Origin of the sequence: Neobacillus oceani (assembly GCF_046237595.1) — a bacterium.
In the GTDB taxonomy this organism is placed as follows: Bacteria; Bacillota; Bacilli; order Bacillales; family Cytobacillaceae; genus Bacillus_D; species Bacillus_D oceani.
This window is the reverse complement of sequence record NZ_CP143543.1, coordinates 1,001,968-1,023,123: the sequence shown is the minus strand read 5'-3', so window position 1 is coordinate 1,023,123 and position 21,156 is coordinate 1,001,968. Positions and strand designations below refer to the sequence as shown.

At 47.6% G+C, this 21,156-nt stretch carries 22 protein-coding genes; 6 read left to right on the top strand and 16 right to left on the bottom strand.

Translation table 11 applies throughout. The features are described 5' to 3' along the window. Window positions 1–36: 36 nt before the first annotated feature. The 4 genes from lepB to V1499_RS05070 all read right to left on the bottom strand — a co-directional run bounded on the left by lepB (window position 37) and on the right by V1499_RS05070 (window position 5,016). Window positions 37–588: a signal peptidase I gene (lepB, locus tag V1499_RS05085; protein WP_409274322.1), complete on the bottom strand. Its 552-nt coding sequence runs from the start codon at window positions 586–588 to the stop codon at window positions 37–39. 22 nt (window positions 589–610) lie between these two features. Next, a complete protein-coding gene (locus V1499_RS05080; protein WP_409274321.1) occupies window positions 611–1,219 on the bottom strand; it encodes a TVP38/TMEM64 family protein in 609 nt (202 codons plus the stop codon). 76 nt (window positions 1,220–1,295) lie between these two features. Beyond that, complete coding sequence (locus tag V1499_RS05075) at window positions 1,296–2,234, bottom strand: LCP family protein (protein ID WP_409274319.1); 939 nt, start codon at window positions 2,232–2,234, stop codon at window positions 1,296–1,298. 790 nt (window positions 2,235–3,024) lie between these two features. Then, window positions 3,025–5,016 carry a S9 family peptidase gene (locus V1499_RS05070; RefSeq protein WP_409274317.1) on the bottom strand — a complete coding sequence of 664 codons (1,992 nt, stop codon included), beginning with the start codon at window positions 5,014–5,016 and terminating at the stop codon, window positions 3,025–3,027. A 291-nt stretch (window positions 5,017–5,307) separates the two neighbouring features. Here V1499_RS05070 and V1499_RS05065 point away from each other — a divergent pair, with 291 nt between their 5' ends. Then, window positions 5,308–5,691 (top strand): hypothetical protein, encoded by a 384-nt coding sequence (locus V1499_RS05065; RefSeq protein ID WP_409274315.1) that lies wholly within the window; start codon window positions 5,308–5,310, stop codon window positions 5,689–5,691. Here V1499_RS05065 and V1499_RS05060 read toward each other — a convergent pair. Further along, complete coding sequence (locus tag V1499_RS05060; protein WP_409274313.1) at window positions 5,688–6,260, bottom strand: competence protein ComK; 573 nt, start codon at window positions 6,258–6,260, stop codon at window positions 5,688–5,690. The genes V1499_RS05065 and V1499_RS05060 overlap by 4 nt on opposite strands. Window positions 6,261–6,461: 201 nt before the next feature. Between V1499_RS05060 and V1499_RS05055 the strand changes: the two genes are divergently transcribed. Next, window positions 6,462–6,698 (top strand): IDEAL domain-containing protein, encoded by a 237-nt coding sequence (locus tag V1499_RS05055; protein ID WP_316571149.1) that lies wholly within the window; start codon window positions 6,462–6,464, stop codon window positions 6,696–6,698. A 65-nt stretch (window positions 6,699–6,763) separates the two neighbouring features. Here V1499_RS05055 and V1499_RS05050 read toward each other — a convergent pair whose 3' ends face one another. The 5 genes from V1499_RS05050 to V1499_RS05030 form a co-directional block, all read right to left on the bottom strand. After that, the gene (locus V1499_RS05050; protein ID WP_409274311.1) at window positions 6,764–7,432 is read right to left on the bottom strand and encodes an SOS response-associated peptidase; all 669 of its coding nucleotides are present in this window, start codon (window positions 7,430–7,432) and stop codon (window positions 6,764–6,766) included. Window positions 7,433–7,549: 117 nt separating this feature from the next. Further along, complete coding sequence (locus tag V1499_RS05045) at window positions 7,550–8,740, bottom strand: M14 family metallopeptidase (RefSeq protein ID WP_409274309.1); 1,191 nt, start codon at window positions 8,738–8,740, stop codon at window positions 7,550–7,552. Window positions 8,741–8,911: 171 nt separating this feature from the next. Continuing rightward, window positions 8,912–10,183: a M48 family metallopeptidase gene (locus tag V1499_RS05040; RefSeq protein ID WP_409274307.1), complete on the bottom strand. Its 1,272-nt coding sequence runs from the start codon at window positions 10,181–10,183 to the stop codon at window positions 8,912–8,914. 127 nt (window positions 10,184–10,310) lie between these two features. Further along, window positions 10,311–10,616 (bottom strand): AzlD domain-containing protein, encoded by a 306-nt coding sequence (locus tag V1499_RS05035; protein ID WP_409274305.1) that lies wholly within the window; start codon window positions 10,614–10,616, stop codon window positions 10,311–10,313. After that, window positions 10,606–11,340, bottom strand: a complete 735-nt coding sequence (locus V1499_RS05030; protein ID WP_409274303.1) for an AzlC family ABC transporter permease — start codon at window positions 11,338–11,340, stop codon at window positions 10,606–10,608. The genes V1499_RS05035 and V1499_RS05030 overlap by 11 nt, the downstream gene beginning before the upstream one ends. 179 nt (window positions 11,341–11,519) lie before the next feature. Here V1499_RS05030 and V1499_RS05025 point away from each other — a divergent pair, with 179 nt between their 5' ends. The 4 genes from V1499_RS05025 (at window position 11,520) to V1499_RS05010 (ending at window position 15,993) form a co-directional block, all read left to right on the top strand. Beyond that, window positions 11,520–12,368, top strand: coding sequence for a MurR/RpiR family transcriptional regulator (locus tag V1499_RS05025; protein ID WP_409274301.1), 849 nt, complete (start codon window positions 11,520–11,522; stop codon window positions 12,366–12,368). Window positions 12,369–12,574: 206 nt separating this feature from the next. Further along, the gene (murQ, locus tag V1499_RS05020; RefSeq protein ID WP_409274299.1) at window positions 12,575–13,459 is read left to right on the top strand and encodes an N-acetylmuramic acid 6-phosphate etherase; all 885 of its coding nucleotides are present in this window, start codon (window positions 12,575–12,577) and stop codon (window positions 13,457–13,459) included. An 11-nt stretch (window positions 13,460–13,470) separates the two neighbouring features. After that, window positions 13,471–14,844 (top strand): PTS transporter subunit EIIC, encoded by a 1,374-nt coding sequence (locus V1499_RS05015; protein ID WP_409274297.1) that lies wholly within the window; start codon window positions 13,471–13,473, stop codon window positions 14,842–14,844. Window positions 14,845–14,928: 84 nt separating this feature from the next. After that, complete coding sequence (locus V1499_RS05010) at window positions 14,929–15,993, top strand: DUF871 domain-containing protein (RefSeq protein ID WP_409274295.1); 1,065 nt, start codon at window positions 14,929–14,931, stop codon at window positions 15,991–15,993. On the opposite strand, the gene V1499_RS05005 is transcribed toward V1499_RS05010, so the two are convergent. The 6 genes from V1499_RS05005 to V1499_RS04980 form a co-directional block, all read right to left on the bottom strand. Beyond that, window positions 15,990–16,160: a hypothetical protein gene (locus tag V1499_RS05005; RefSeq protein ID WP_409274293.1), complete on the bottom strand. Its 171-nt coding sequence runs from the start codon at window positions 16,158–16,160 to the stop codon at window positions 15,990–15,992. The genes V1499_RS05010 and V1499_RS05005 overlap by 4 nt on opposite strands. Window positions 16,161–16,180: 20 nt before the next feature. Further along, the gene (locus V1499_RS05000) at window positions 16,181–16,957 is read right to left on the bottom strand and encodes an enoyl-CoA hydratase-related protein (protein WP_409274291.1); all 777 of its coding nucleotides are present in this window, start codon (window positions 16,955–16,957) and stop codon (window positions 16,181–16,183) included. Window positions 16,958–17,099: 142 nt separating this feature from the next. Next, the gene (locus V1499_RS04995; protein WP_409274289.1) at window positions 17,100–18,662 is read right to left on the bottom strand and encodes a fatty acid--CoA ligase family protein; all 1,563 of its coding nucleotides are present in this window, start codon (window positions 18,660–18,662) and stop codon (window positions 17,100–17,102) included. 178 nt (window positions 18,663–18,840) lie between these two features. Next, entirely contained in the window at window positions 18,841–19,830 is a 990-nt protein-coding gene (locus V1499_RS04990) for a lipoate--protein ligase (protein WP_409274288.1), read from the bottom strand. Between the two features lie 78 nt (window positions 19,831–19,908). Further along, the gene (locus V1499_RS04985) at window positions 19,909–20,643 is read right to left on the bottom strand and encodes an MBL fold metallo-hydrolase (protein WP_409274286.1); all 735 of its coding nucleotides are present in this window, start codon (window positions 20,641–20,643) and stop codon (window positions 19,909–19,911) included. 309 nt (window positions 20,644–20,952) lie between these two features. Then, window positions 20,953–21,102, bottom strand: a complete 150-nt coding sequence (locus V1499_RS04980) for a hypothetical protein (protein ID WP_409274284.1) — start codon at window positions 21,100–21,102, stop codon at window positions 20,953–20,955. Window positions 21,103–21,156 lie beyond the last annotated feature (54 nt).

The window sequence follows — 21,156 nt, the reverse complement described above, 5'->3', positions numbered from 1 at the left end:
CTCTTTCCATGCAAAAAACCCCGCTGTGCAGGGTTTTTACAAAGAAACGGCTACATCCTTGATTGGCCAATATAAGAGGTTCACTTTTCCGACGACATTTTTTACAGGAATGAATCCAAAATGCCGGCTATCCCAGCTTTCAAGCCGGTTGTCGCCCATGACGAACAATTTTCCTTCTGGAACTTTCCTTTTTCCGGTAAGTTCCTTAAGGGTGAAGTCGCCAGTCAGTATCTCGCCGGAGACTTCCTTCCTGTACGGTTCCAGAAAAGGTTCATCGAATTCCTTCCCGTTGATGTAAAGCCGGTCCCCTTTGTATTCAATGATGTCCCCGGGCAGCCCAATGACACGTTTCACATAGTCCTCGCGGCTGTTTGCATGGAAGACAATCACATCGAACCTATGCAGAGCCCCAAGCTGGTAGCCGATTTTATTCACGACAAGCTTATTTCCATCCTTCAGGGTCGGCATCATCGATTCCCCTTCGACCACATAATTGGCGAAGAAGAAAGACCGGATTAATGCAAATATAATGATGCCAACGAAGAAGGCCTTTGCCCACTCAATTGCTTCCTTTTTCCAACGTGCCAAAACGTACCGCCCCCGCAAAAATTCATTCGCGCTTTCTAGTTGCCATATTCAGCCTTCGTTCAATCTGTTTGCCGGCAAGCCAGAGAATGAAGATGATGGCGGCTACAGCCAGCGTCCTGATTGGCTGGGTAAAGAGCGAACGGATATCGTAGCCAATGAAGCTTATAGTGAAGATCATTACCATCTTGCCCGCCAGGACTGCCAGCATATACTGCTTGATGCTAATTTTTGACAGGCCGGCAACAATGTTTACGACCGCGGAAGGAGTAAACGGGAAGCACAGCATAAGGAACAGCGGCCCGAATCCGTGTCGTTCCACCCAGTTCATTAGCTTCCTGACTGCGGGGTGCTTTTGCAAAAAGGCAAGAAAACGCCGTTGGCCAAAGCGCCGGAAAAGGATAAAAACGAGCATGGCTCCCGTACATGCACCCACCCATGAATAAAGGAATCCAAACCAAAGGCCGAATGCGCTCGCATTTGCCATAACGAACAGGAACAAAGGCAGGAATGGCAAGAACGCTTCAAGCATTGGCAAAATGATTCCAGGGATTGGACCGAAAGACCTGTACTCCTGGATCAGATCCATAATATTATCCAGCGTAAACCATGATTTCAATACTTCGACATCCATTTGATACTCCTTATATCCAGCTTCTTTTTTTATATCCCTTTTGTTTCTTTTTTAATCTTTTGGGGGCAAATTATCATCATTCTGTAATAAACCGGTGAAGTTCTTCGCGATTTTTTTGGACATCAATCAAAAGGACAGCACCTTCCCCGCCAATTCGGGCATCCTTATAGCCGTTTTTAACAGGAATGCGGAAGGTATCGATATCCTCCTTCCCTTTTCCGATAAAGCCTTTCGCCATAAACAGCATATCGCCCGTATCCATGTTCGTGTTGACAAACGGCACGACGATGCCGACCAGCTTCGGAAGCTTCGGCAGCATTTCGATGCTGGTCAATTCGCTGGCAACCTTGCTGACCACCTTTTGCTGGCGCTCGACCCTGCCAAAATCCCCGACCGCGTCTTGGCGGAAACGTGCGTAACCAAGGAGATGCTTCCCATCAAGACGCTGAAGCCCTGGCTCGAGTTTCACTCCAATGTATTTGCTCATCTTTTTCTCTACATCGATTTCAACCCCTTGGGGGAAGGCCTCGTCGATTACCTGCACAAAGCCCTGGAAATCAATGATCGCATAATATTGTATGTCCAGATCAAAGTTCTCTTTGATTGTTTTCCGTAAAAGCTCCGGGCCGCCTTTTGCGAACGCGGCGTTTATTTTGTGCTTCCCATGCCCCGGAATGTCCACATACGAATCGCGCATGATCGAGGTCAGTTTGTACGTACCCTTTCCTTGATTGTAGTGGGCAATCATGATTGAATCAGACCTAGAGTTCCTGCCGCCGTCCTTGTCAATGCCAAGGAGCAGGATATTGGTGCCTCCATACTGATCCTTTTGGCCGGAGAATGTGTATTCTTGTTTTTTCTTGTCGCCGATGACTTTCTCGGATTGCTTTACGCCCTGCTTATATTGAAAATATGAATAAGCTCCTATGCTTAAAATAAGGAGCGCAATGATGCCGAGAATCCGTTTCCAAACGCTTTTTTTCCTTCTGCGCTGTTGCCTTTGTTCGTATCTCATCCAGATCCCGTCCAATCCTATGAATTCGGTGTATGTTGCCGCCGTTCCTTTTCAAAAAATGCTGGATACGGTATGTTAGATGGATTTATCTTATCAATTTTTTCGCCGTAATCAAAATTTGATGATGAAATCAGTCGAATATTGAGGGATGGTGCTGTGAAGCGGACTTGCTCACCATTGATTTGGACACGCAACCGTTCAAAACGCACTTTGGTTGTCACGCAAATCCTCGATTCGTGACAACCAAGAGCGAAAATCAAGCTCCCGATTCGTGACAACCAAGGGCCAAAATCCAGTTTGGTTGTCACACAAACCCTTGATTCGTGACAACCAGGAGCCAAAATCCAGTTTGGTTGTCACGCAAACCCTTGATTCGTGACAACCAAGGGCCAAAATCTAGTTTGGTTGTCACGCAAATCCCCGATTCGTGTAAACCAAGGGCCAAAATCTGGTTTGGTTGTCACGCAAGTCCTCGATTCGTGACAACCAAGGGCCAAAACACGGTTCACTGTCAGAATCCCTACCTGATTCGGACACGCAACTGTCCAAAACACACTTTGCTGTCAGAATCGCTGCCTGATTTGGACACGCAACCGTTCAAAACACACTTTGCTGTCAGAATCCTTACCTGATTTTGACACACTCCCTTCAAAAACGCGGTTTACTGTCCGAATACTTTTTAGAACCAAAAGAAAGCCGCCCGCGGAAATGAACGGACGGCTTTTCTTAAGAATCATATCCTTTACAAATAGGGCGATTCCTTTTGTATATAGTTAGCAAGCCTGCTAACTTATTTCAAATACTCATCGAACCAATCGACAATATAGTTCAAGCGGGCAATCCGCAGATTCGGCCTGCCGCTCCTTGAAAGCTCGTGGTTTTCCTCAGGGAAACGAATGAACTTCGTCTCCTTTTTCAGGCGCTTCAAGGCGATATACAACTGTTCCGCCTGCTCGATCGGGCAGCGGTAATCCTTTTCGCTGTGAAGGATCAACAGCGGAGTTTCAACATTTTCCACATAGGCGAGCGGCGAATGCTTCCATAGCCTTTCAATATCCTCAAGGCCCGATCCAATCTGCCATTCTGTGAAATAGTAGCCGATATCGCTGACACCATAGAAGCTAACCCAGTTCGAAATTGAGCGCTGGGTAACGGCTGCCTTGAAACGGTTCGTGTGGCCGACAATCCAGTTGGTCATGAATCCGCCATAGCTGCCGCCTGTTACGCCAAGTCGTTTTTCATCGATAAAATCATACGTCTCAAGCGCGTAATCAACAGCCCTCATCAAATCCCTGTAGTCGCCGCCTCCATAATCGGAACGGACCGCATCTACAAACTCCTGCCCATAACCGTGGCTTCCGCGCGGATTGATGTAAAGAACTGCATAACCCCTTGAGGAAAGGATTTGGAATTCATTCATGTACGTATTTCCGTACATGGTGTGCGGGCCTCCGTGGATTTCGAGGATGAGAGGATATTTCTTTCCTTCCTCGAATCCGGCCGGCTTCATGATCCAGCCATGCAGTTCAACGCCATCCTCCGCTTCGAAGCTGATCGCTTCCGGCACGGAAAGGGTTTTGTCTTTCAAAAATTCTTCATTGATTGCGGTAAGCCTCGTCAGCTCGCCGCTTGTAATCTCGAGTGTATACAGGTCGCCCGGTTCATCAGGCCTGCTGATGGCAACCACGGCGCGCTGGTTTTTGCCGTCAAGCGACATCCCATATATATACTGGTTGTCGAGAAGGGCTGGGTAAAGTTCCCCTTCCACGTTTCCGAAATACACTACCGTGTTTCCAAGGTCGCTGACGATAAAATAAAAACTCTTGCTGTCATCCGCCCATAGGATTCCCGGCGGAACCGTGCCCTGGAGGAAATCGCCCCCGAGCACCGGTGCGATTGTCGCATCAAGATCGCCGGTTACGCAGGTAAAGGATTCCGATTCAACATCGTATAGCCAAACCCTCGACAATGTCGCATTTTTATACTCCATGTCATGCCCGGACAGTGCGATTGTCTTTCCATCCGGCGACCAGGAAGCATTTGAGAAGGAGAGTTCACCCGAATCGATTTTCTTAAGCTCGCCCGATTCCGTTTCAAGGAAGTAAAGGTCGAGCCTGAATGAGTTATCCTTATCTTCGCTGTAATCAGCGCCTATGGCCAGCCGCTTTCCATCAGGGGACCAGCAGAACAGATAATGGTCGTACGGCCCGTCCGTCAGCTGGGTGACTTCGCCTGTCTCCACATCGACAGCCGCGATTTGCCTGTATTTCCCTTTCCAAAATCCTTCCCCATCCGATTTGTATTTCATTTTGGTTACTTCAAGAGGCTCAAGCTTGTTCTTGTCTTTCTCTTTCTTTTCTTCCTCTTTATCGGTCACCTTTTTCCCGTTTTCCACCGATGCCTGGAAAGCGATGCGCTTGCCGTCCAGCGACCATACGGGTGACCCCGCCCCGCTCGGAAGGTCGGTCAGCTGCTTCGCTTCCCCTCCGCCCGTACCGATGACATAAATTTGGTTCTTACCGCTTCGGTTGGATACGAACGCTAGCTGCGAGCCATCCGGTGACCACCGCGGGGAATGGTTTTTATTTTTTCCGTAAGTCCATTGGGCCGGCTGCTTATCGCCGCTCGTATCCACAGTGAAAATATTTGAAAAGTAATCTCCCTTTTCCTCACAAATGCTTGTTTCCGTATAGGCGCAAACCTTGCCATCAGGTGAAACCCTCGGGTCTGCAAGTGATTTTAATTCATATAAATGCTCCGCTTTGATTCCTGTCTCGCCCATCAAATTCCCACCTTTTTATGTAGTAATTAAGTATTTCGATAACAGAAATACTTTTTCCTTCTTATTTTTTTAAAATAGGAAAAATTCTTTGTCACCATGACAATAAATACCGGAATAAGAGGAATACTAACCCATTGGAAGGCATGGAATTTACCAAAAGAAAAGGATTTTCAGACTCTTTCGGTTAAAAAAAACTGTGCCCTCTTCCTTGGCTATTGCGAATTACAAACAGATTTTGTATGATAATTACGAACACACGTTCTGTTTTATGATGAAGGGAGCCGGGGTACGATGACAAGAATACCTGAAAAAGACCGGGATATTATGGAGCAGGCCATTTATCTGCCAATGGTGCTGACTGTCCTGAACCGGGATCTTTCCGTCATTCAAGCGAGCCCGTTCAAGCTGAGGAAACCCTACCTGGAATTGGTTGAGGAGACAATGAAGGCGGTCCAGAAGGAACTTGCGGAGGTGAAAGCGTATATGAAAACCCATCAATTGAAAGTGATGGAAACGAAACGGGACGATGCTTTTACTATGTTCCTGTTCCTTTATAAAGGCTATGAGGAATATCATAACTACTTTAATCCGCGTATCCGGAACAAAGTCCAGGAACTGATGGAATATTATTTGTTTGGCAGGCATCTGTCCCGTACTGGCGAATCCATCCACTAGCCCCTGTTCCGGTAATCAAAAAACTGTCCATATTCACGGTGCTGTTCAGACGCTTCCATCATTTTTGACTTTTGGAAATAGAAGGACTTTCTCTCCATATGTTCAATCCGCTGCATCAGCTTGGTCCTTAGCAACGCCGTACGAAGCAACTGATTTTCAAAGGAACTGTAGGAAACAGGAAACGGGTAGGAATGTTTATTTTGGAAAGTGACGAGCGTGTCTTCGGTGGATGTCCGGTTGTGGTGTAAAACATGTTCATGGGAAATCCAAATGCACTCTGGCCGGTTTGGCGAGGTGGTGGGGAAAAAATAGATGAAGTTCGTTGGGTCAATGGCAATGGGAACTTTATGGGTGATGCCGATGAGCTGCTTTGTCCCTTCTTTCCGCCCCTCAAAAGAACTTCCAAAATATTCACAGCTCTTTTTGATAATCTCGATGGGTTTGAAGGGTGAAAGGTACTCATCATTGACTTCAACTATTTGCGAGTAAACCTTCGTTCCATACACGAACGGCTTAATGAACATTGTGCATGGATTAATCTCATATTCTTCAATTTGCCTTTGCCTCATTTCATCACTCCTATTATAGTAAAATACGAAAATATCATACCATTATTCTTCCATAATTTCACAATGTTATGAAAATGTTGCGAATTTATTCATAAATACCGGCAATAAGCCGTTAAAAATTTATCAGAAAATTATAAAAACTAAGTTGATTTTAACCCCCGATGGCAATATAATTAAAAAAAGCAGCAGGGGGGATTAGAAATGAATGAGAAATCCTACACGGAGCTAATGAAAATTGGCGCCATGAAAAGGGAGAAGGCAAAACAATCGTCGCTTCAGGAATTGTACATTGAGATGCTGCTGAATGAAATCCAGTTGAATATTGAAAAAGAAAAATTGTTGCGAACGATCGACGAAGCACTTGATCAGGGCGACAAACCGGCATTTATGAAACTAACCCGTTCCTTGGCCAATTTAAAAAAGAGATATGGGGCTTAGCCCAAAAATCCGTCCCGGTTGCGGGACGGATTTTTCATTCATTGACTGGATTGAGCTTTTCTTCATTATTTGCTATTGATTGGCGTGATGAGTTCCCTGTCTTCGTTCCTCGCTGAATTGACAAGTGTCGAAACCTCATAGAAGTCCATTTTTTCAGAAGGAAAGGGTTTTAAAAGAGAAGTTAGCGCCGCGGAATCGCTCACTGTCGGGTCAAGCCAAATTTCCTGCTCTTCGGGGGTGAGAATGGCAGGCATCCGGTCATGGATTTCAGCCGTTTTTTTGTTCGCAGCCGTCGTTATAATCGTACAGGAAAAAACCGGCCTTTCCCCTTTATCCCATCGGTCATAAAGTCCGGCAAACGCGAACGGGCTATTGTCCTTGTTAACGAACCGAAAAGGCCGCTTCGCTTTCCCTTCCCTTTTCCATTCGAAGTATCCGTCTGCGGGAATAATGCACCGCTTTGATTTTAACGGCTGCCTGAAGCTGGCTTTTTCATGTACCGTCTCGGCACGGGCATTGATCATTTTGTAGCCGATTTTTTCATTGTCGGCCCAAAAAGGAATCAGCCCCCAGCGCAGCTCTCCTCCAACCCGCTTTCCCCCATAGGAGGCAATCGCCAAGATATCCGTTCCTGGGGCAATATTGTAGCGCGCTTCGTACTCACCTTCAAATTCGAATTGATACTGCCGCATCAAAGCATAAACATCGGTAATAAGTGAAAATCTTCCGCACATGGCCATCAGCCTCCGTTCATGTTGCCAAAATTTTAGCATGAACAGACGACAAAAGGAACCATTGCGACGTTATGCTGCCAGGCGTTCCATGTGGAGCTAAACAAATTTCATTAAAAATCAGCTGTACAGGCCCGCCAAGAAAATACCCAGTGCTTCCTGATAGATTTGGTCAAATTGGGCAATCGGAAGCGGGTTGGTTCCCCTCCCCAATTCAACTGTGAAACCAGGCCTGCGCCAATCTTGAATAAACCAGTCCTTGTATCCCGCGTAGCTTTCGATTGTCTTGACAGGTTCATAGCCGCTTACCCTGGCAAATTCCCTTGCTAGTACAGCCGATTCGGGCGGTTCAAGATTTTCAAATCCCCAATAAATGACCTGTCCCTGGGTATGAAAGGCAAGGACCCTGGAAAAATCCCTCCTTCTAGTGAGATTGGCCATGGCGATGGCTTCGGGCTCGGACAGAGGACTTTCCCCGCCATAATCCCGGGGGCCCGGCACTTTGGGATTTCGTGCCCGTTCAAGCTCCCATCTTGCGGGAAACTGGTCGTTAAGGTCGACCCCCCGGATATTGGCCTTCCAACCTGAAAAATCAGTGCTTCCCCTGTTCCAAGCAATCACCCTGCTCCTCCATGGGTCGTTTGGAGGCAGCCCGTTTATGACCAAATGCACTCCGTCCGGATTCACCATGGGAACAATGGATAGGGTGGACTGCTGGTATAAAGGCAAAGCCGCCCTTCCCCTAATGCCTGTTTGGTTGGTTAAGGCTAAAAGATAATCATTCAGGAACGTCATCAGGACCGGGGTGGTAATCCATTCATTCGCATGAAAGGAGCCATTGTAGTGAACCCTTTTTCCTCCCGTGCCGACAAGGACTTCAGGAATATTCCTTCCCACCACGCTATTTCCGATTGACTCCACTTGGAGGAAAGGATACACATTCTGCAGCCTGCTTAAATCATTCACCATTGCCCTGTGGTCATAATTCCGCCGACCTTCGACGAGCCTCCAGGTTATCCGAGTAGGAAGGCGAATCATTTGCCCAATGCGGATTTGATTGGGGTTGATTCCGGGATTCGCCAAAAGGAGTGCATCAAGCTGAAGATTCCGGCTTCTTGCAATCGCCCATAATGTATCTCCCGCTCTTATTTGATAGCCGGTGGCGACAAATCCTGGGATTTGAACCCTTTGGCCAATCGAAAGCGCCGTTGGATTAACATTTCGGTTTGAATCAGTTATAAGCTGGAGGGGAATTTTATATAGCTGGCTGTAATACCAGAAAGAATCCCCTCTCCTTACAGTAACCTCCATCCCCACCTCACCACCCGAAAAGAAATCTATTCACGAAACTATATGAGGTATGAAGGACATTTATCCCATTGGTTCGGAACCCACTATCTCACGGCAAAAAAAGAGCCGGAAACCCGGCTCTTATTCATTATTCTATTTCACCGAATACTTAATCCTCTTTCATAGGAATCCTTAATCCTCGCGGTGCTTCAACTCATACTCTTCCAGCATGGATATCCGTTCAAGCATGGTAGGATGGCCGTAACGGAACATTTTTACAAGGAAAGGCGGATTCACCTGGCTCAACCCCGCCTTGGTCAATTGCTGAAAGCTGCCGATTCCTGCGCGCGGATCTTTTGTCATATTAATCGCATACGTATCAGCCCTGGCTTCCTGGTAGCGGGAAACCACGTTCGACAATGGGCTTGAGATAAACATCAGCATCGACAGGAGCAGCAAAATCAGCGGGAGGCTCCGGTAATCCGTAGCGGACGGGATTTTTGCTTCCCTCCCCCACTTGGACAGTACCTGTTGCATCAGTGTATGCACTAAATAAAGACCAAGTAGCGACAACAGCAAATAACCTGCAATCCCGATATACAAATGCTTTTCCACATAGTGACCCATTTCATGCGCCATGATGAACAGGATTTGGTCCTCTGTGAGTTTATTCAGTGTGGTGTCCCAAAGGACGATTCGGGAATTGGATCCAATTCCCGCCACATAAGCATTCATGGCATTTGTCTTCTCGGCCATATTGACTTCGTAAACATGCTCGGCAGGTATATGGGCTTTGGCGGCAAAATCCAAAATTTTCGCTTCAAGCTCTTTATCTTTTAATGGGTAAAAATCATTGTAAAGCGGATCGATGATAACTGGCTGGACGAACATCATGAACAGCGTAAACGGGACCGAAAGCAGCCAGGCGAACACCCACCAGCGTTTCGGGCTCTTTTTTAAAAGGAAGTACAAAACAGGCACGATTATGAGCAGCATGCCATAATTGATCCAGAAATCAATCAGTTCATCCTTCATCCAGGATGGGAATGTTTGCGTCGATATATTATACGTTTTGGAAAGGGAATAGCTGATATAGCTAAGCGGAAGAACGGCCAGGTAGCCGACAAACGAGAGCCAGAACAAATAAATCGGCAGCCTGAGGAATTTCCGCTTTGTCGCCTCTTCGGCCCATCGTTTAAAGCAATTGTTCAGGCCAGTCAGCATAATGAGAATGTAAAACAGCCATTCCCACGGAGATGACAGAAAAAACATCAAATTTCTTATTTTCGAGTATTCTTCGGTAAGCACAAGCTCCCTTCCATTCATGAATGTGACGGGGTCGGCGCTCGTCCCCTGGTATTCGAACGGCAGGGAGGAACTCGAGAAATGGAATAGGTACCAATAAAAGAAAAACCCGTAAAGCACAAAAGCCAGGATTGAGAAGACCCCCATCTTCCTTGCCATAAATTGTCCTCCTTTTTGAAAAACCTGTCTCTTATTAGTGTAGTAAAAAAGGATGTGATTAGAACAGTTTGTCCTTGTTTTATGATGTAACCAAAAGAAAAACCGGCCCGCTTGGAACCGGCATATGTTATAGCATTCCCGAAAAGACGGTTAAAACGGCAATCGAGCCGAGGACGACGACAATGACATTCGCACCGAGGAAGGCGGCAATGAAAGCGGCCACCGCGCCAATCAGCCCGTACCTTATGTCTTCGTGAATGAAAAGAATTCCCGGAAAGATGAGTGCGCCGAGCGTGGCGAATGGAACATTTTTCAAAACCCCCTGCAAAAAAGGCGGCATTTCCTTCCCTTTAAAAAGGACAAACGGGAGCATTCGCGGAAGATACGTAACAATCCCCATACCGATGATCATCCAGACAATCTCACTCTTCATGGCCTGGCACCTTCCTTCCCCTCAGGTAAACAACTGTTTCAGCGATGATTGCGGCCAGAAGAGTTGCCGCGACTATCGCCCAGCCCGGTTCAAGAATGTTCCCCATCGTAAAAATCGTATTGAAGCAAGCTGCCATCACTGCAAGGTAAATGGCTTTCACGCTTTTTTTCATCGAAGGCACGAGCAGCCCGATGAACATGGCGTACAGGGCGACAGCCATGCTCTCTTGCAATGTTTTCGGAAGGTTCGCGCCAATCAAGTGGCCGACTCCGGAAAAAACGACCCAGCTTGCGTAGGAAATGAGCACGAGGCCGAACATATACCCTTTTCGGATCTCGCCTTCCTTCGTCGCCGCGACCGAAAAGGTTTCATCGGTCAAGCCGAATGAATACACAGCTTTTGCGGCGATATCCCCTTCCGGAGTCTTCTCATTCAGTGAAGTCGCCATCAGGAAATGCCTAATATTGACGATGAAGGTTGTCAGGACGATTTCAAAAATGCCCGTCCCAATCATAAGCAGGCTCAATGAAATATACTGGGAAGCCCCCGCGAACACGACAAGGCTCATCAAAAAGGTTTCCCCAATTGACAGACCGGCAGTTTTAGCCAAAAGCCCGAATGTCAGGGCTATCGGAAAGTAGCCGATTGCGATGCTGACCCCCGCCTGTGAGCCGGCTTTAAAGTCGGTGGCGGGAGAAATTCTCCCTGCCGTTGTCTCCGCCATTTCCAATCCCCCGTTTCTTGTATGTATGAATAACCATTATTTAAAAATACATTTTATCAAATTTTCAGGAAATGGGTAGCCTGAATTTTTTACTGAGAGGGTCAGCCCCGGGAATATTGCGCCAAGACACTTTTCACCCTATGATGGTATTAGGTAATCAAACTTGGGAGCTGGAAAATGTGAATACTCTGTTGGATAGGATAGAACGAGAACTGGACAAGTTATCGGAGGCTGAGGGGATAATTGGCAAATATATTATCGATCATCCCGAATTTATCCCGAACATGACTACGAAGGATTTATCACAAAAGACGGGAGTCAGTGAATCGAGTGTCGTCCGGTTTTGCAAGTCTATCGGAATTGGGAGCTTTAAAGCATTTAAGCTGGAACTGGCTAAACACAATGCACTGTCCGGTACGAGCCTGACCGATTTTTCGATCCTGCAGCATAAGGACTCCCCTTATGATTTGTTCCATAGAATCACGTACACAAATAAAACGGCTATCGAATCGTCCCTCGCCTCCCTGGACAGGAAGGAGCTGGAGCGGGCTGTCGAGGCAGTGTCCAACGCGTCAAAACTGGTTTTCTTCGGAGTAGGAGGGTCGGCCACCGCAGCCCTTGACGCACATTATAAATTTACCAAACTGGGATACCATTCGGTCATGGCGCATGATTTCCATTATCTGCTGTCCCTCATTCCCTACCTGTCCACCAATGACATCTTCGTGGCCATTTCAATGTCCGGAAAAACAAAGGATGTCCTCGAGCTTGCCGAATTCGCCAAAAAGAAAGGCGCCATCGTCATCGCACTTACAAATCTGGATAAATCCCCATTATATAAAATGGCCGATATCCGGCTATGCACTCCGGCGGTTGAACAGGATTTCCGGATTGGGACCATTTCATCAAGGATGACACAGCTAAATATTATCGACGCACTTTACTTAAGTGTATTTAACCTTGTCGGAGAAAAAGTCGTCGAACGCTACCACGAAGCGCGGAATGAAGTTATAAAGCTAAGGCGCTGACCCTTGCATGGAGCAATATTACTCCTTCTTTTTTAAAAATAAAGGATATTAAAAAGGCGTTTGTCATATATAATGGCAAGCGCCTCTTATATTTTAAAAATTTAATTAATTGAAATTGCCATTCATGAAAACAATAAATAATATTGACTTTAAATTTCACTGGCATAGAATAGAGTTGTAGGCATTAATAAAAGAAGGATGATTCTATGCTTGACAAACTAACAACGGAAAAAAGGAACGACAAGACAATGGACCTCGACCTCATGTCGGTAAAGGAAATCCTTGAAACCATGAACAAGGAAGACCTCACCGTTCCCCAATCTGTGGCAAGCGAGATTCCCCGGATTGAAGAGGCTGTCCAGAAGACCATTTCTACCTTCCGAAAAGGCGGCCGCCTGATTTACTTGGGCGCTGGTACAAGCGGGAGGCTTGGAGTACTTGACGCGGTTGAATGCGTTCCAACATTCGGATCGCCGCCGGAGATGGTTCAGGGTTTTATTGCCGGCGGAATGAAAGCGTTCACAAAGGCTGTCGAAGGTGCAGAGGACGATGAGAAGCTGGGTGTCGAGGATTTGGACAACATTTCAGTCAACGAAAATGACACGGTCATCGGCATTGCCGCTAGCGGCCGGACGCCTTATGTTATCGGCGCGTTGAAGCATGCCAATACAATAGGGGCGACAACCGTAAGCCTCAGCTGCAACAAAAACAGTGAAATCAGCAAGTATGCCGACATTGCCATCGAGGTTGAAACAGGGCCCGAAGTACTGACCGGCTCGACTAGGCTGAAGGCCGGGACCGCGCAAAAGTTGGTCCTGAATATGATTTCTACCGCATCCATGATCGGTATTGGCAAGGTGTACAAAAACCTCATGGTTGATGTCCAGCCAACCAACAAAAAATTGGTTGAACGCTCGAAGCGGATCATTATGCAAGCTACCGAAACAGATTATGAAACCGCTGCCAAATTTTACGAAAAAGCCAACGAAAACGTAAAGGCGGCAATCGTAATGATTCTTCTAGGCTGCTCCTATGAGGAAGCCACGGAGAAGCTTGACCAGTCCAACGGTTTTATTAGAAAGACAAAATAGGAGGAGTAAATGTGAAAAAAGAACAACGCATGGCCAATGATATACTTCAGCATATCGGCGGCAAAGACAATGTTAGGAGGCTGGCCCACTGCATGACCCGCCTTCGCCTTGATCTGAAAGATGATTCCAAGGCAGACATTCAGGCTTTGAAAAAGGTCGACGGCGTTATGGGCGTCATCGAGGACGACAACCTGCAAATCGTTGTCGGCCCCGGCACAGTCAACAAGGTCGCGGCTGAAATGAGCCAGGAAACCGGATTGGTTGTTGGCGAAGATGCAGAGCCTGAAGATTTGACCCTCGAAGAAAGGGCGGCCCTGAATCAGTCGGCCATCAAAAAGAAAAACAACACCCCGATTAAAAACTTGCTTCGCCGAATCGGAAGTATTTTCATCCCGCTCATTCCAGGGCTTGTTGCTTCCGGTATCATCAATGGGGCGGCAAACTTCGCGAAAAACGCGGGCGTGGACCCAACCCAAACATGGATGCAAATCCTTCTTGTCCTTGGCGGCGCGGTATTCGGATCACTTGCTGTCCTTGTCGGCTGGAATACTGCAAGGGAATTTGGAGGAACGCCAGTACTCGGTGCGATTGCCGGTATTGTCCTGTTCAGCCCGGGCCTTGCCGAAATTAAATTGTTTGGTGAAGCGCTCATACCTGGGCGTGGTGGGTTATTTGGCGTCATGTTTGCCGCATGGCTAATGACAGTTGTTGAAAAACGTGTAAGAAAAGTTGTACCAAGCTCTGTTGATATTATTTTTACATCCCTCATTTCAGTTTTAATTGTCGGATTCTTTTCGTTAATCGTTATCATGCCAGTCGCTGGTATCCTTGCTGACGGAATCACGACCGGCCTGAAAGCGATCCTTGAAGTTGGCGGTGTTGTCGCAGGCGCGATTCTTGCAGGCTTCTTCCTGCCGCTCGTCATGGTTGGTCTGCATCACGGCTTGACACCAATTCACCTTGAGCTCATTAACTCAATTGGCAACACTCCGCTTCTTCCAATACTGGCAATGGCTGGTGCGGGCCAGGTTGGTGCAGCAATTGCGATTTTCACAAAAACTAAGAATAAGAGATTGCGCAATATCATCAAAGGTGGTCTGCCAGTTGGTTTCCTTGGCATTGGCGAACCGCTCCTTTACGGGGTAACGCTTCCGCTTGGACGTCCGTTCATCACCGCCTGTATGGGCGGGGCGGTCGGCGGCGCATTCCAGGCGGTCATGAAGACAGCCGCTGGTGGAATCGGCGTATCAGGGCTTTCTCTGACTCCGCTAATTGTTGATAACAAATACTTGTTTTACCTAATCGGCATCCTACTTGCCTACGCTTTCGGATTTATTTTCACCTACCTGTTTGGTTTCAAAGAGGAAATGGCGGATAATATTTAATAGAGTAAAAGTATAAAGCGGCTTGGCACTCTTTTACCGGGGTGCCAGGTCTTTTTTTGGCTGATAGGAAAGGAGTTTTTGAGAATGCTAGGAATTTCCGTTTATTTATCAGAGCCCGTAGCCAGCCAGGAAGCCTATATCCGGAAAATGAAGGACCATGGCTTCGACTCGATTTTCACATCCCTTCATATTCCCGAGGATAATCCGGCCGTCTACCGCGATGAGTTGATGTATCTGGGCAAGCTTGCCCGGGAATTGGATATGGAACTGATTCCGGATATTTCGCCGAATTCGCTCCGCCACCTTGGCTGCACATGGGAAACCGCCGATACATTGCTTGGGTGGGGGTTGAGCGGGCTCCGCGTCGATTATGGCGTCGAACCTGAAACAATCGCCCGCCTCTCACAAAAAATGAAGGTTGCCCTGAATGCGAGCACGCTGACGCATGAGGAAATCAGCACCATGAAAGCCCACGACCTGAATGCCGGTTCCGTTGAGGCATGGCACAATTTTTACCCAAGGCCAGAAACCGGACTAGAACGGGAGAGCTTTAGGGAGAAAAACCGCATGCTGCGGAACGAGGGAATTACAGTGATGGCGTTTGTTCCGGGTGACGGAACAAGGCGCGGCCCTTTATTCCTGGGACTACCGACATTGGAGGACCACAGGTTTTCATCACCCTTCGCTGCCTTTTTGGATCTAAAGGAAAATGAAGGCGTCGATAAAATTCTTATCGGCGACCCAGGCGTAACCGACACGTCACTTCAGCAATTTTCCGCGTACAGGGATGGCGTCTTCTATCTTCGCGCCCGCCCATTTATAGAAGACAAAACTCTCCTTGAAACACTCGCTGCCATCCAGTCGAACCGCCAGGACAGCGCGCGGGATGTCATTCGCTCGATGGAATCTCGCATGTATGCGCTCATTGGCAGCAAAAACGTACCGCCGCTCAATACTGTTGAGCGTGTTACCGGCTCTATCACGATCGACAATGAACGGTACGGCCGCTACCAGGGCGAAGTGCAAATCACGAAGAGAGACCTGCCCGCGGATGAGAAAGTTAATGTCGTCGGAAGGATTATCAAGGAAGACCTCCAGTTGCTTCCGTTTATCAAAGGCGGCCGCAAATTCATGATTAGGTGGGTTTAAGTGAATTCTCCCCTTGAAAATAGTAAAGAGCCAGCTGCCGAGTGGGCGCTGGCTCTTTTTCTGTAAAACTTGCGTCTTTGGTCCTTTTTCACAATGGTCAAGACCGTTTTGGCATCCACAGCCTGACGAAAACGGCCTTGATAACCAAAGAGCATGCCATCAGCCACACATTGAACCGCCTATCCCCTTATTTCCCCTGGAAATTCGGTTGCCTTTTTTCGCTGAATGCCAAAAGCGCTTCGACCCGGTCCTCCGTATGGATCAGGCCTTCGTATGCCTGCCGCTCGATTTTCAATCCGGTTTGCAAATCGGTATCCATTCCCTTTTTAATCGCAAGCTTTGCCTGGCGGAGGGCAATCGGACCATTGTTCAGCAGCTTAGCGGCAATTTCAAGGCTAAGCTCCATCGCCCTGCCCTCGCCAGCAATCCGCGTCAGCAATCCGTACTTGTTCGCTTCCCCGGCAGTCAGCCTGTGGGCGCCAAGAATCAGTTCCAGCGCTTTCGCCTGGCCGATCAGCCTAGGCAGCCGCTGCGTCCCTCCAGCGCCCGGAATGATTGCCAGGCTTGTTTCGGTAAGGCCAAGCTGGATTCCCTCCTCGGCAATCCGGAAATCGCAGGCGAGAGCCAGCTCCATCCCGCCTCCGAAACAGAAACCGTTGATGGCAGCGATGGTTGGCTGCGGCATCATGTCGACAAGGTTGAATACCTCGCTGATTTTCCCTACATTCCGAAGCACCTGTTCAATAGTCAGCGTCTTTCTCTCCTTCAAATCCGCCCCTACACTGAACGCTTTTTCGCCGGCGCCAGTAAAAATTACGACCCTCACATCATTGTTTTCACTCACGTCCTCAACGACTTCCTGAAGCCTGACCAACGTATCATAATTGAATGCATTCATCGCTTCTGGCCTGTTGATGGTGATGATTCCGATATGCCCTTTTTGTTCAAATAAAATCTGATCCATCGTCCACATTCCCTCCAAGTTGACATTGGCAAGGGGCAGACAACGGCAGCCTGCCCCTTTACACCGTATTGTTTAAACTGTTTTTCTATTAAATAATTTTCCTATCACTTGCACGGCGAAACTCCAATTTGCCACTATCCCTCTACTGCTTTGCCGCTTCAATGACCTGCGACCTGAGCGCCCGGCGCAGAATTTTCCCCGTCGTATTCTTGGGTAATTCATCGAGGAATTCGATTCTTGATGGCACTTTATATTTCGCAAGCCTCTCATCGCAATAAGCAACCAGTTCCATTTCGGTTAGTTCCGGATTTTTCGAAACCGCGTAGGCAACGACGGCTTCCCCGAAATCGGGATCCGGAATGCCAACGACCGCGGCCTCAATAATGTCCGTGTGGTCATACAGCACTTCCTCGACCTCGCGCGGGTACACATTATAACCGCCGACGATGACCATATCCTTTTTCCTGTCGACGATGTAAAAATAACCTTCGTCATCCATCCTTGCCAGGTCCCCTGTATACAGCCAGCCGTCACGTATCGTTGCGGCAGTTTCCTCCGGCATTTTGTAATACCCTTTCATTACATTAGGTCCGCGGACAATCAACTCGCCAACCTGTCCAGGCGGGACTTCCTCGCCAAGCTCGTCGACAACCTTGTTTTCCACGTTTACAATCGACAGGCCGATTGAACCAGGCTTGCGCTCCCGGTCAAGCGGATTGAAGCACGTAACCGGGGAGGCTTCAGACAGCCCGTATCCTTCAGAAATCCGGACATTAAACTTTTTCTCGAAATTCAGAAGCAAAGCGACAGGCATGGAGGCTCCTCCGGATGCACATACCCGTATCGTCTTGAAATCTTCCGGTTTCCCGGCTTCATATTGATAAAGGAAATTGTACATTGTCGGAACACCGGCAAAAATCGTCGCCCCCTGTTCCCTGGCCATATCAAAAACATCCTTAGGGCTGAATCTAGGAATGATCAGCATCGTCGAGCCCGTCATCAGCGGAGCGTTCAAGCAAACCGTCAAACAGAAGACATGGAACATTGGCAGGACTGTTATCATCCTGTCGTTCTCATCCATATTCAAATACGTGCCAATATCAATTGAGTTGCAATACAGGTTCTTATGTGTCAGCATCGCGCCCTTCGGCTTTCCGGTAGTCCCCGAAGTATAGAGAATGACGGCAGTCTCATCTTCTCCCAATTCTGGTCCTATATAATCAAGGCGGCCCGCAGCCAGTACATCTGTAAACGCTCTCATTTTTGGGTAAATCGTAAGCTCTTCTTTGTTCATTCCGGCAGCTTCAGGCTGATTGGAATCACAGATAATATAATGTTCGATTTTGGGGAGTTGATGATGGGATTTTTCGGCTATCGGGAGCATGAGATCGAGCGAGACAACCGCTTTCACATCCCCGTTATTCAGGATATAGCCGATTTCATCCGGACTATAGATAGGATTGACGGGTATGACAGTGGCACCCATCCTTATTGCGCCATATAGGCTGATGACAAAGTACGGCGAGTTTCCGAGAAGAAGCGCGATATGGTCACCTTTTTTGAGCCCCAGTTGCTCAAGCCCGGATGCAAACTTCGTGATGGCGGCATCCAGTTCCCTGTAAGATGTTTCTTTTCCCATAAAATAATAGGCTGGTTTTTCGGGCAATGCTTGTGCGGTTTCGTGAAGCTTGGACGATAAGTTCAACTCCATCTCCCCCTTTAGGCGTGAACCGGCCTTCCATTCAATCGCCTATAAAATTAAAAATATTCTAAATTTATTATAGAGAATAAGGGGTCCCGTCTCAAGTTTTACCGTAGATTCCTTCCCACTTTAAAACGACAAAAACCTCCGCCATCATCTTGGCAGAGGCTTGGATTTTTAATTAATAAACGAGCTCGAGGAACTCTTCTTTTGTGACATTCCCAAAATAGTGCTTGATCTCAACGCCCTCAAGCGCGCGATTGATTTCCGAGCGGTCATAGCGGATCCCTTTTAATTTTTCCTCAATTTCAGCAACCTCACCGACTCCGAAAAAGTCGCCGTAAATCTTGCAGTTCTCAATGATCCCTTTTTCGACTTCAAGCCTCACATCAATGGAACCGATAGGGAAACGGCGTGTACGGTGAAGATTGAACTTCGGAGATTTCCCATAATTCCAGTCCCAGTTCTGGTAGCGTTCCTTCGAAATTGCGTGGATTTTTTCCCAGTCGGTTTCTGTCAGGACGTATTCAGGAATATCATCTGCTCCGTCGAAAATATACTTCAAGAGCAGGGAACGGAATTCCTCCATGCTGATTTTCCTGTCAAGGAACTCGGAAATGTTGGCAACACGGCTCCGGATCGACTTGATTCCTTTTGATTCAATCTTGTCCTGCTTAACCCTCAATGCCGAAACGACAGCATCAATTTCGGAATCGAGCATTAGTGTGCCGTGGCTGAACATCCTGCCCTTTGTTGAAAATTGAGCGTTGCCGGAAATTTTCCGCCCCTCAGCCACAATATCGTTCCTGCCGCTTAATTCGGCATTCACTCCCAGTTTTGCTAGCGCCGCCACCACCGGTTCCGTGAATTTCCTGAAGTTATGGAAGCTTTCGCCGTCATCCTTCGTAATAAAGCTGAAATTCAAGTTGCCCAAATCGTGGTACACCGCGCCGCCGCCTGAAAGCCTGCGGACGACATTGATGCCTTTCTCCTCGACATAATCCGTATTGATTTCCTCAATCGTATTCTGGTTTTTGCCGATGATGATGGATGGCTCGTTTATGTAAAAAAGCAAATAAGTTTGGTCGATATCAAGATTTTTCAGCGCATATTCCTCGATAGCTAGATTGATGCGCGGATCGGTAATTCCTTTGTTGTCAATAAACAGCATAATCCATTCCCCTTTTCTCTATTTGTCTGGCGGCTTTTTTAAAAATGGAAGCAGCCTGAAAATTGCCTACCATGGTCATTACAATTCGATTTCCATGAACTCTTCGGCCAGGCGGACTTTGCCCCCGAATTCCTTTGATGCCTCATCCACGAGCTGCTCGACATTCCCGTAATGCGGCAGATGGGTTAATATCAACTCGCCAACCCCGGCATTCTCCGCGAGGCGCCCTGCTTCGGTGCTCGTCATATGGCCCGCACCCTGACCGGACTGATTCGCGTAAAAATTGCATTCACATAGCAGCACATCCGTATTTTTGCTAAACGGAACAAACTCCTCCTTGAACGCCGTGTCTGCCGTATACACAACGGATTTTCCGCCTGCTTCGACCCTCATTGCATAGCAAGGAACCGGATGGACTGTTTTTAGGAAGGAAATGTCGAATGGCCCAAGCTTAAGGCCCGCGTTCGGTTTGTAGGCAATTCCCTTTGTCACGCCATCATGGGTTAGCTTTTTGAATTCAGCTTCGTCCTGTGTATGGCCATAAATCGGAAGCGCAGGGAGCTTTCCTTTGAGAAATCCCTGAATCAGCCTCGCATGGTATAAAACGCCGATATCGGCAATATGGTCCGGATGATAGTGGGAAAGGATGACCGCGTCCAATTCCTCGGGCTGGACCACATTCTGCATCTTGGCCAAAACGCCGCTACCGCAATCGATCAGAAGCTTAAAGCCGTCATGCTCAAGCAAATACCCGGTGCTCGCGCCATTTTCCTTAGGGTAGCCGCCCCAGAAGCCAATAACCGTCAATTTCATTCAATCCACCCCATTATCGCTGATTTTCCTAGTATTTACTATACTCAAAAAAACAAACTTTTTCATGTTTCATGTTTAGGGATTCACATTGAAGGCTTACATAAGATTCCTTAGGACAGTACTTAATCAAAAATAAAAACCTTGAAAGGCATTCAGCCGATCAAGGTTAAACATCTAATCCACACTTATGAACTTAGGAGGAATCCTATCTGCCAGCCATATATCATTATTGCCTTGATAAAACTTTATCCCTTCCTTTAAACCCTCTGCGGAATTAACCTTAAGTACATATACTCACCTCTCCGTATTCTACAACGGTAGCCCGCCGGGTCCCTTTTTGGCGAGGGTTTCCTTCACCTTCCCAGCTAAAAGTGAATAGGTATCCTCCCAGTTGGCGGGCAGCAATTTCCCATTATGGCGCGCAGCCATCCGAGCATAGATTACATGTTGAATAGACATGGCAGTCAATTTTCCCCTGCGAGTAAATATTGATATCACCCCTACAAGAATCCC

Coding starts and splice junctions, on each gene's coding strand:
- V1499_RS05080 (WP_409274321.1), bottom strand. CDS start 1,219: ATGGATGTCGAAGTATTGAAATCATGGTTTACGCTGGATAATATTATG.
- V1499_RS05075 (WP_409274319.1), bottom strand. CDS start 2,234: ATGAGATACGAACAAAGGCAACAGCGCAGAAGGAAAAAAAGCGTTTGG.
- V1499_RS05070 (WP_409274317.1), bottom strand. CDS start 5,016: ATGGGCGAGACAGGAATCAAAGCGGAGCATTTATATGAATTAAAATCA.
- V1499_RS05065 (WP_409274315.1), top strand. CDS start 5,308: ATGACAAGAATACCTGAAAAAGACCGGGATATTATGGAGCAGGCCATT.
- V1499_RS05060 (WP_409274313.1), bottom strand. CDS start 6,260: ATGAGGCAAAGGCAAATTGAAGAATATGAGATTAATCCATGCACAATG.
- V1499_RS05055 (WP_316571149.1), top strand. CDS start 6,462: ATGAATGAGAAATCCTACACGGAGCTAATGAAAATTGGCGCCATGAAA.
- V1499_RS05050 (WP_409274311.1), bottom strand. CDS start 7,432: ATGTGCGGAAGATTTTCACTTATTACCGATGTTTATGCTTTGATGCGG.
- V1499_RS05045 (WP_409274309.1), bottom strand. CDS start 8,740: ATGGAGGTTACTGTAAGGAGAGGGGATTCTTTCTGGTATTACAGCCAG.
- V1499_RS05040 (WP_409274307.1), bottom strand. CDS start 10,183: ATGGCAAGGAAGATGGGGGTCTTCTCAATCCTGGCTTTTGTGCTTTAC.
- V1499_RS05035 (WP_409274305.1), bottom strand. CDS start 10,616: ATGAAGAGTGAGATTGTCTGGATGATCATCGGTATGGGGATTGTTACG.
- V1499_RS05030 (WP_409274303.1), bottom strand. CDS start 11,340: ATGGCGGAGACAACGGCAGGGAGAATTTCTCCCGCCACCGACTTTAAA.
- murQ (WP_409274299.1), top strand. CDS start 12,575: ATGCTTGACAAACTAACAACGGAAAAAAGGAACGACAAGACAATGGAC.
- V1499_RS05010 (WP_409274295.1), top strand. CDS start 14,929: ATGCTAGGAATTTCCGTTTATTTATCAGAGCCCGTAGCCAGCCAGGAA.
- V1499_RS05000 (WP_409274291.1), bottom strand. CDS start 16,957: ATGGATCAGATTTTATTTGAACAAAAAGGGCATATCGGAATCATCACC.
- V1499_RS04990 (WP_409274288.1), bottom strand. CDS start 19,830: ATGCTGTTTATTGACAACAAAGGAATTACCGATCCGCGCATCAATCTA.
- V1499_RS04985 (WP_409274286.1), bottom strand. CDS start 20,643: ATGAAATTGACGGTTATTGGCTTCTGGGGCGGCTACCCTAAGGAAAAT.
- V1499_RS04980 (WP_409274284.1), bottom strand. CDS start 21,102: ATGTCTATTCAACATGTAATCTATGCTCGGATGGCTGCGCGCCATAAT.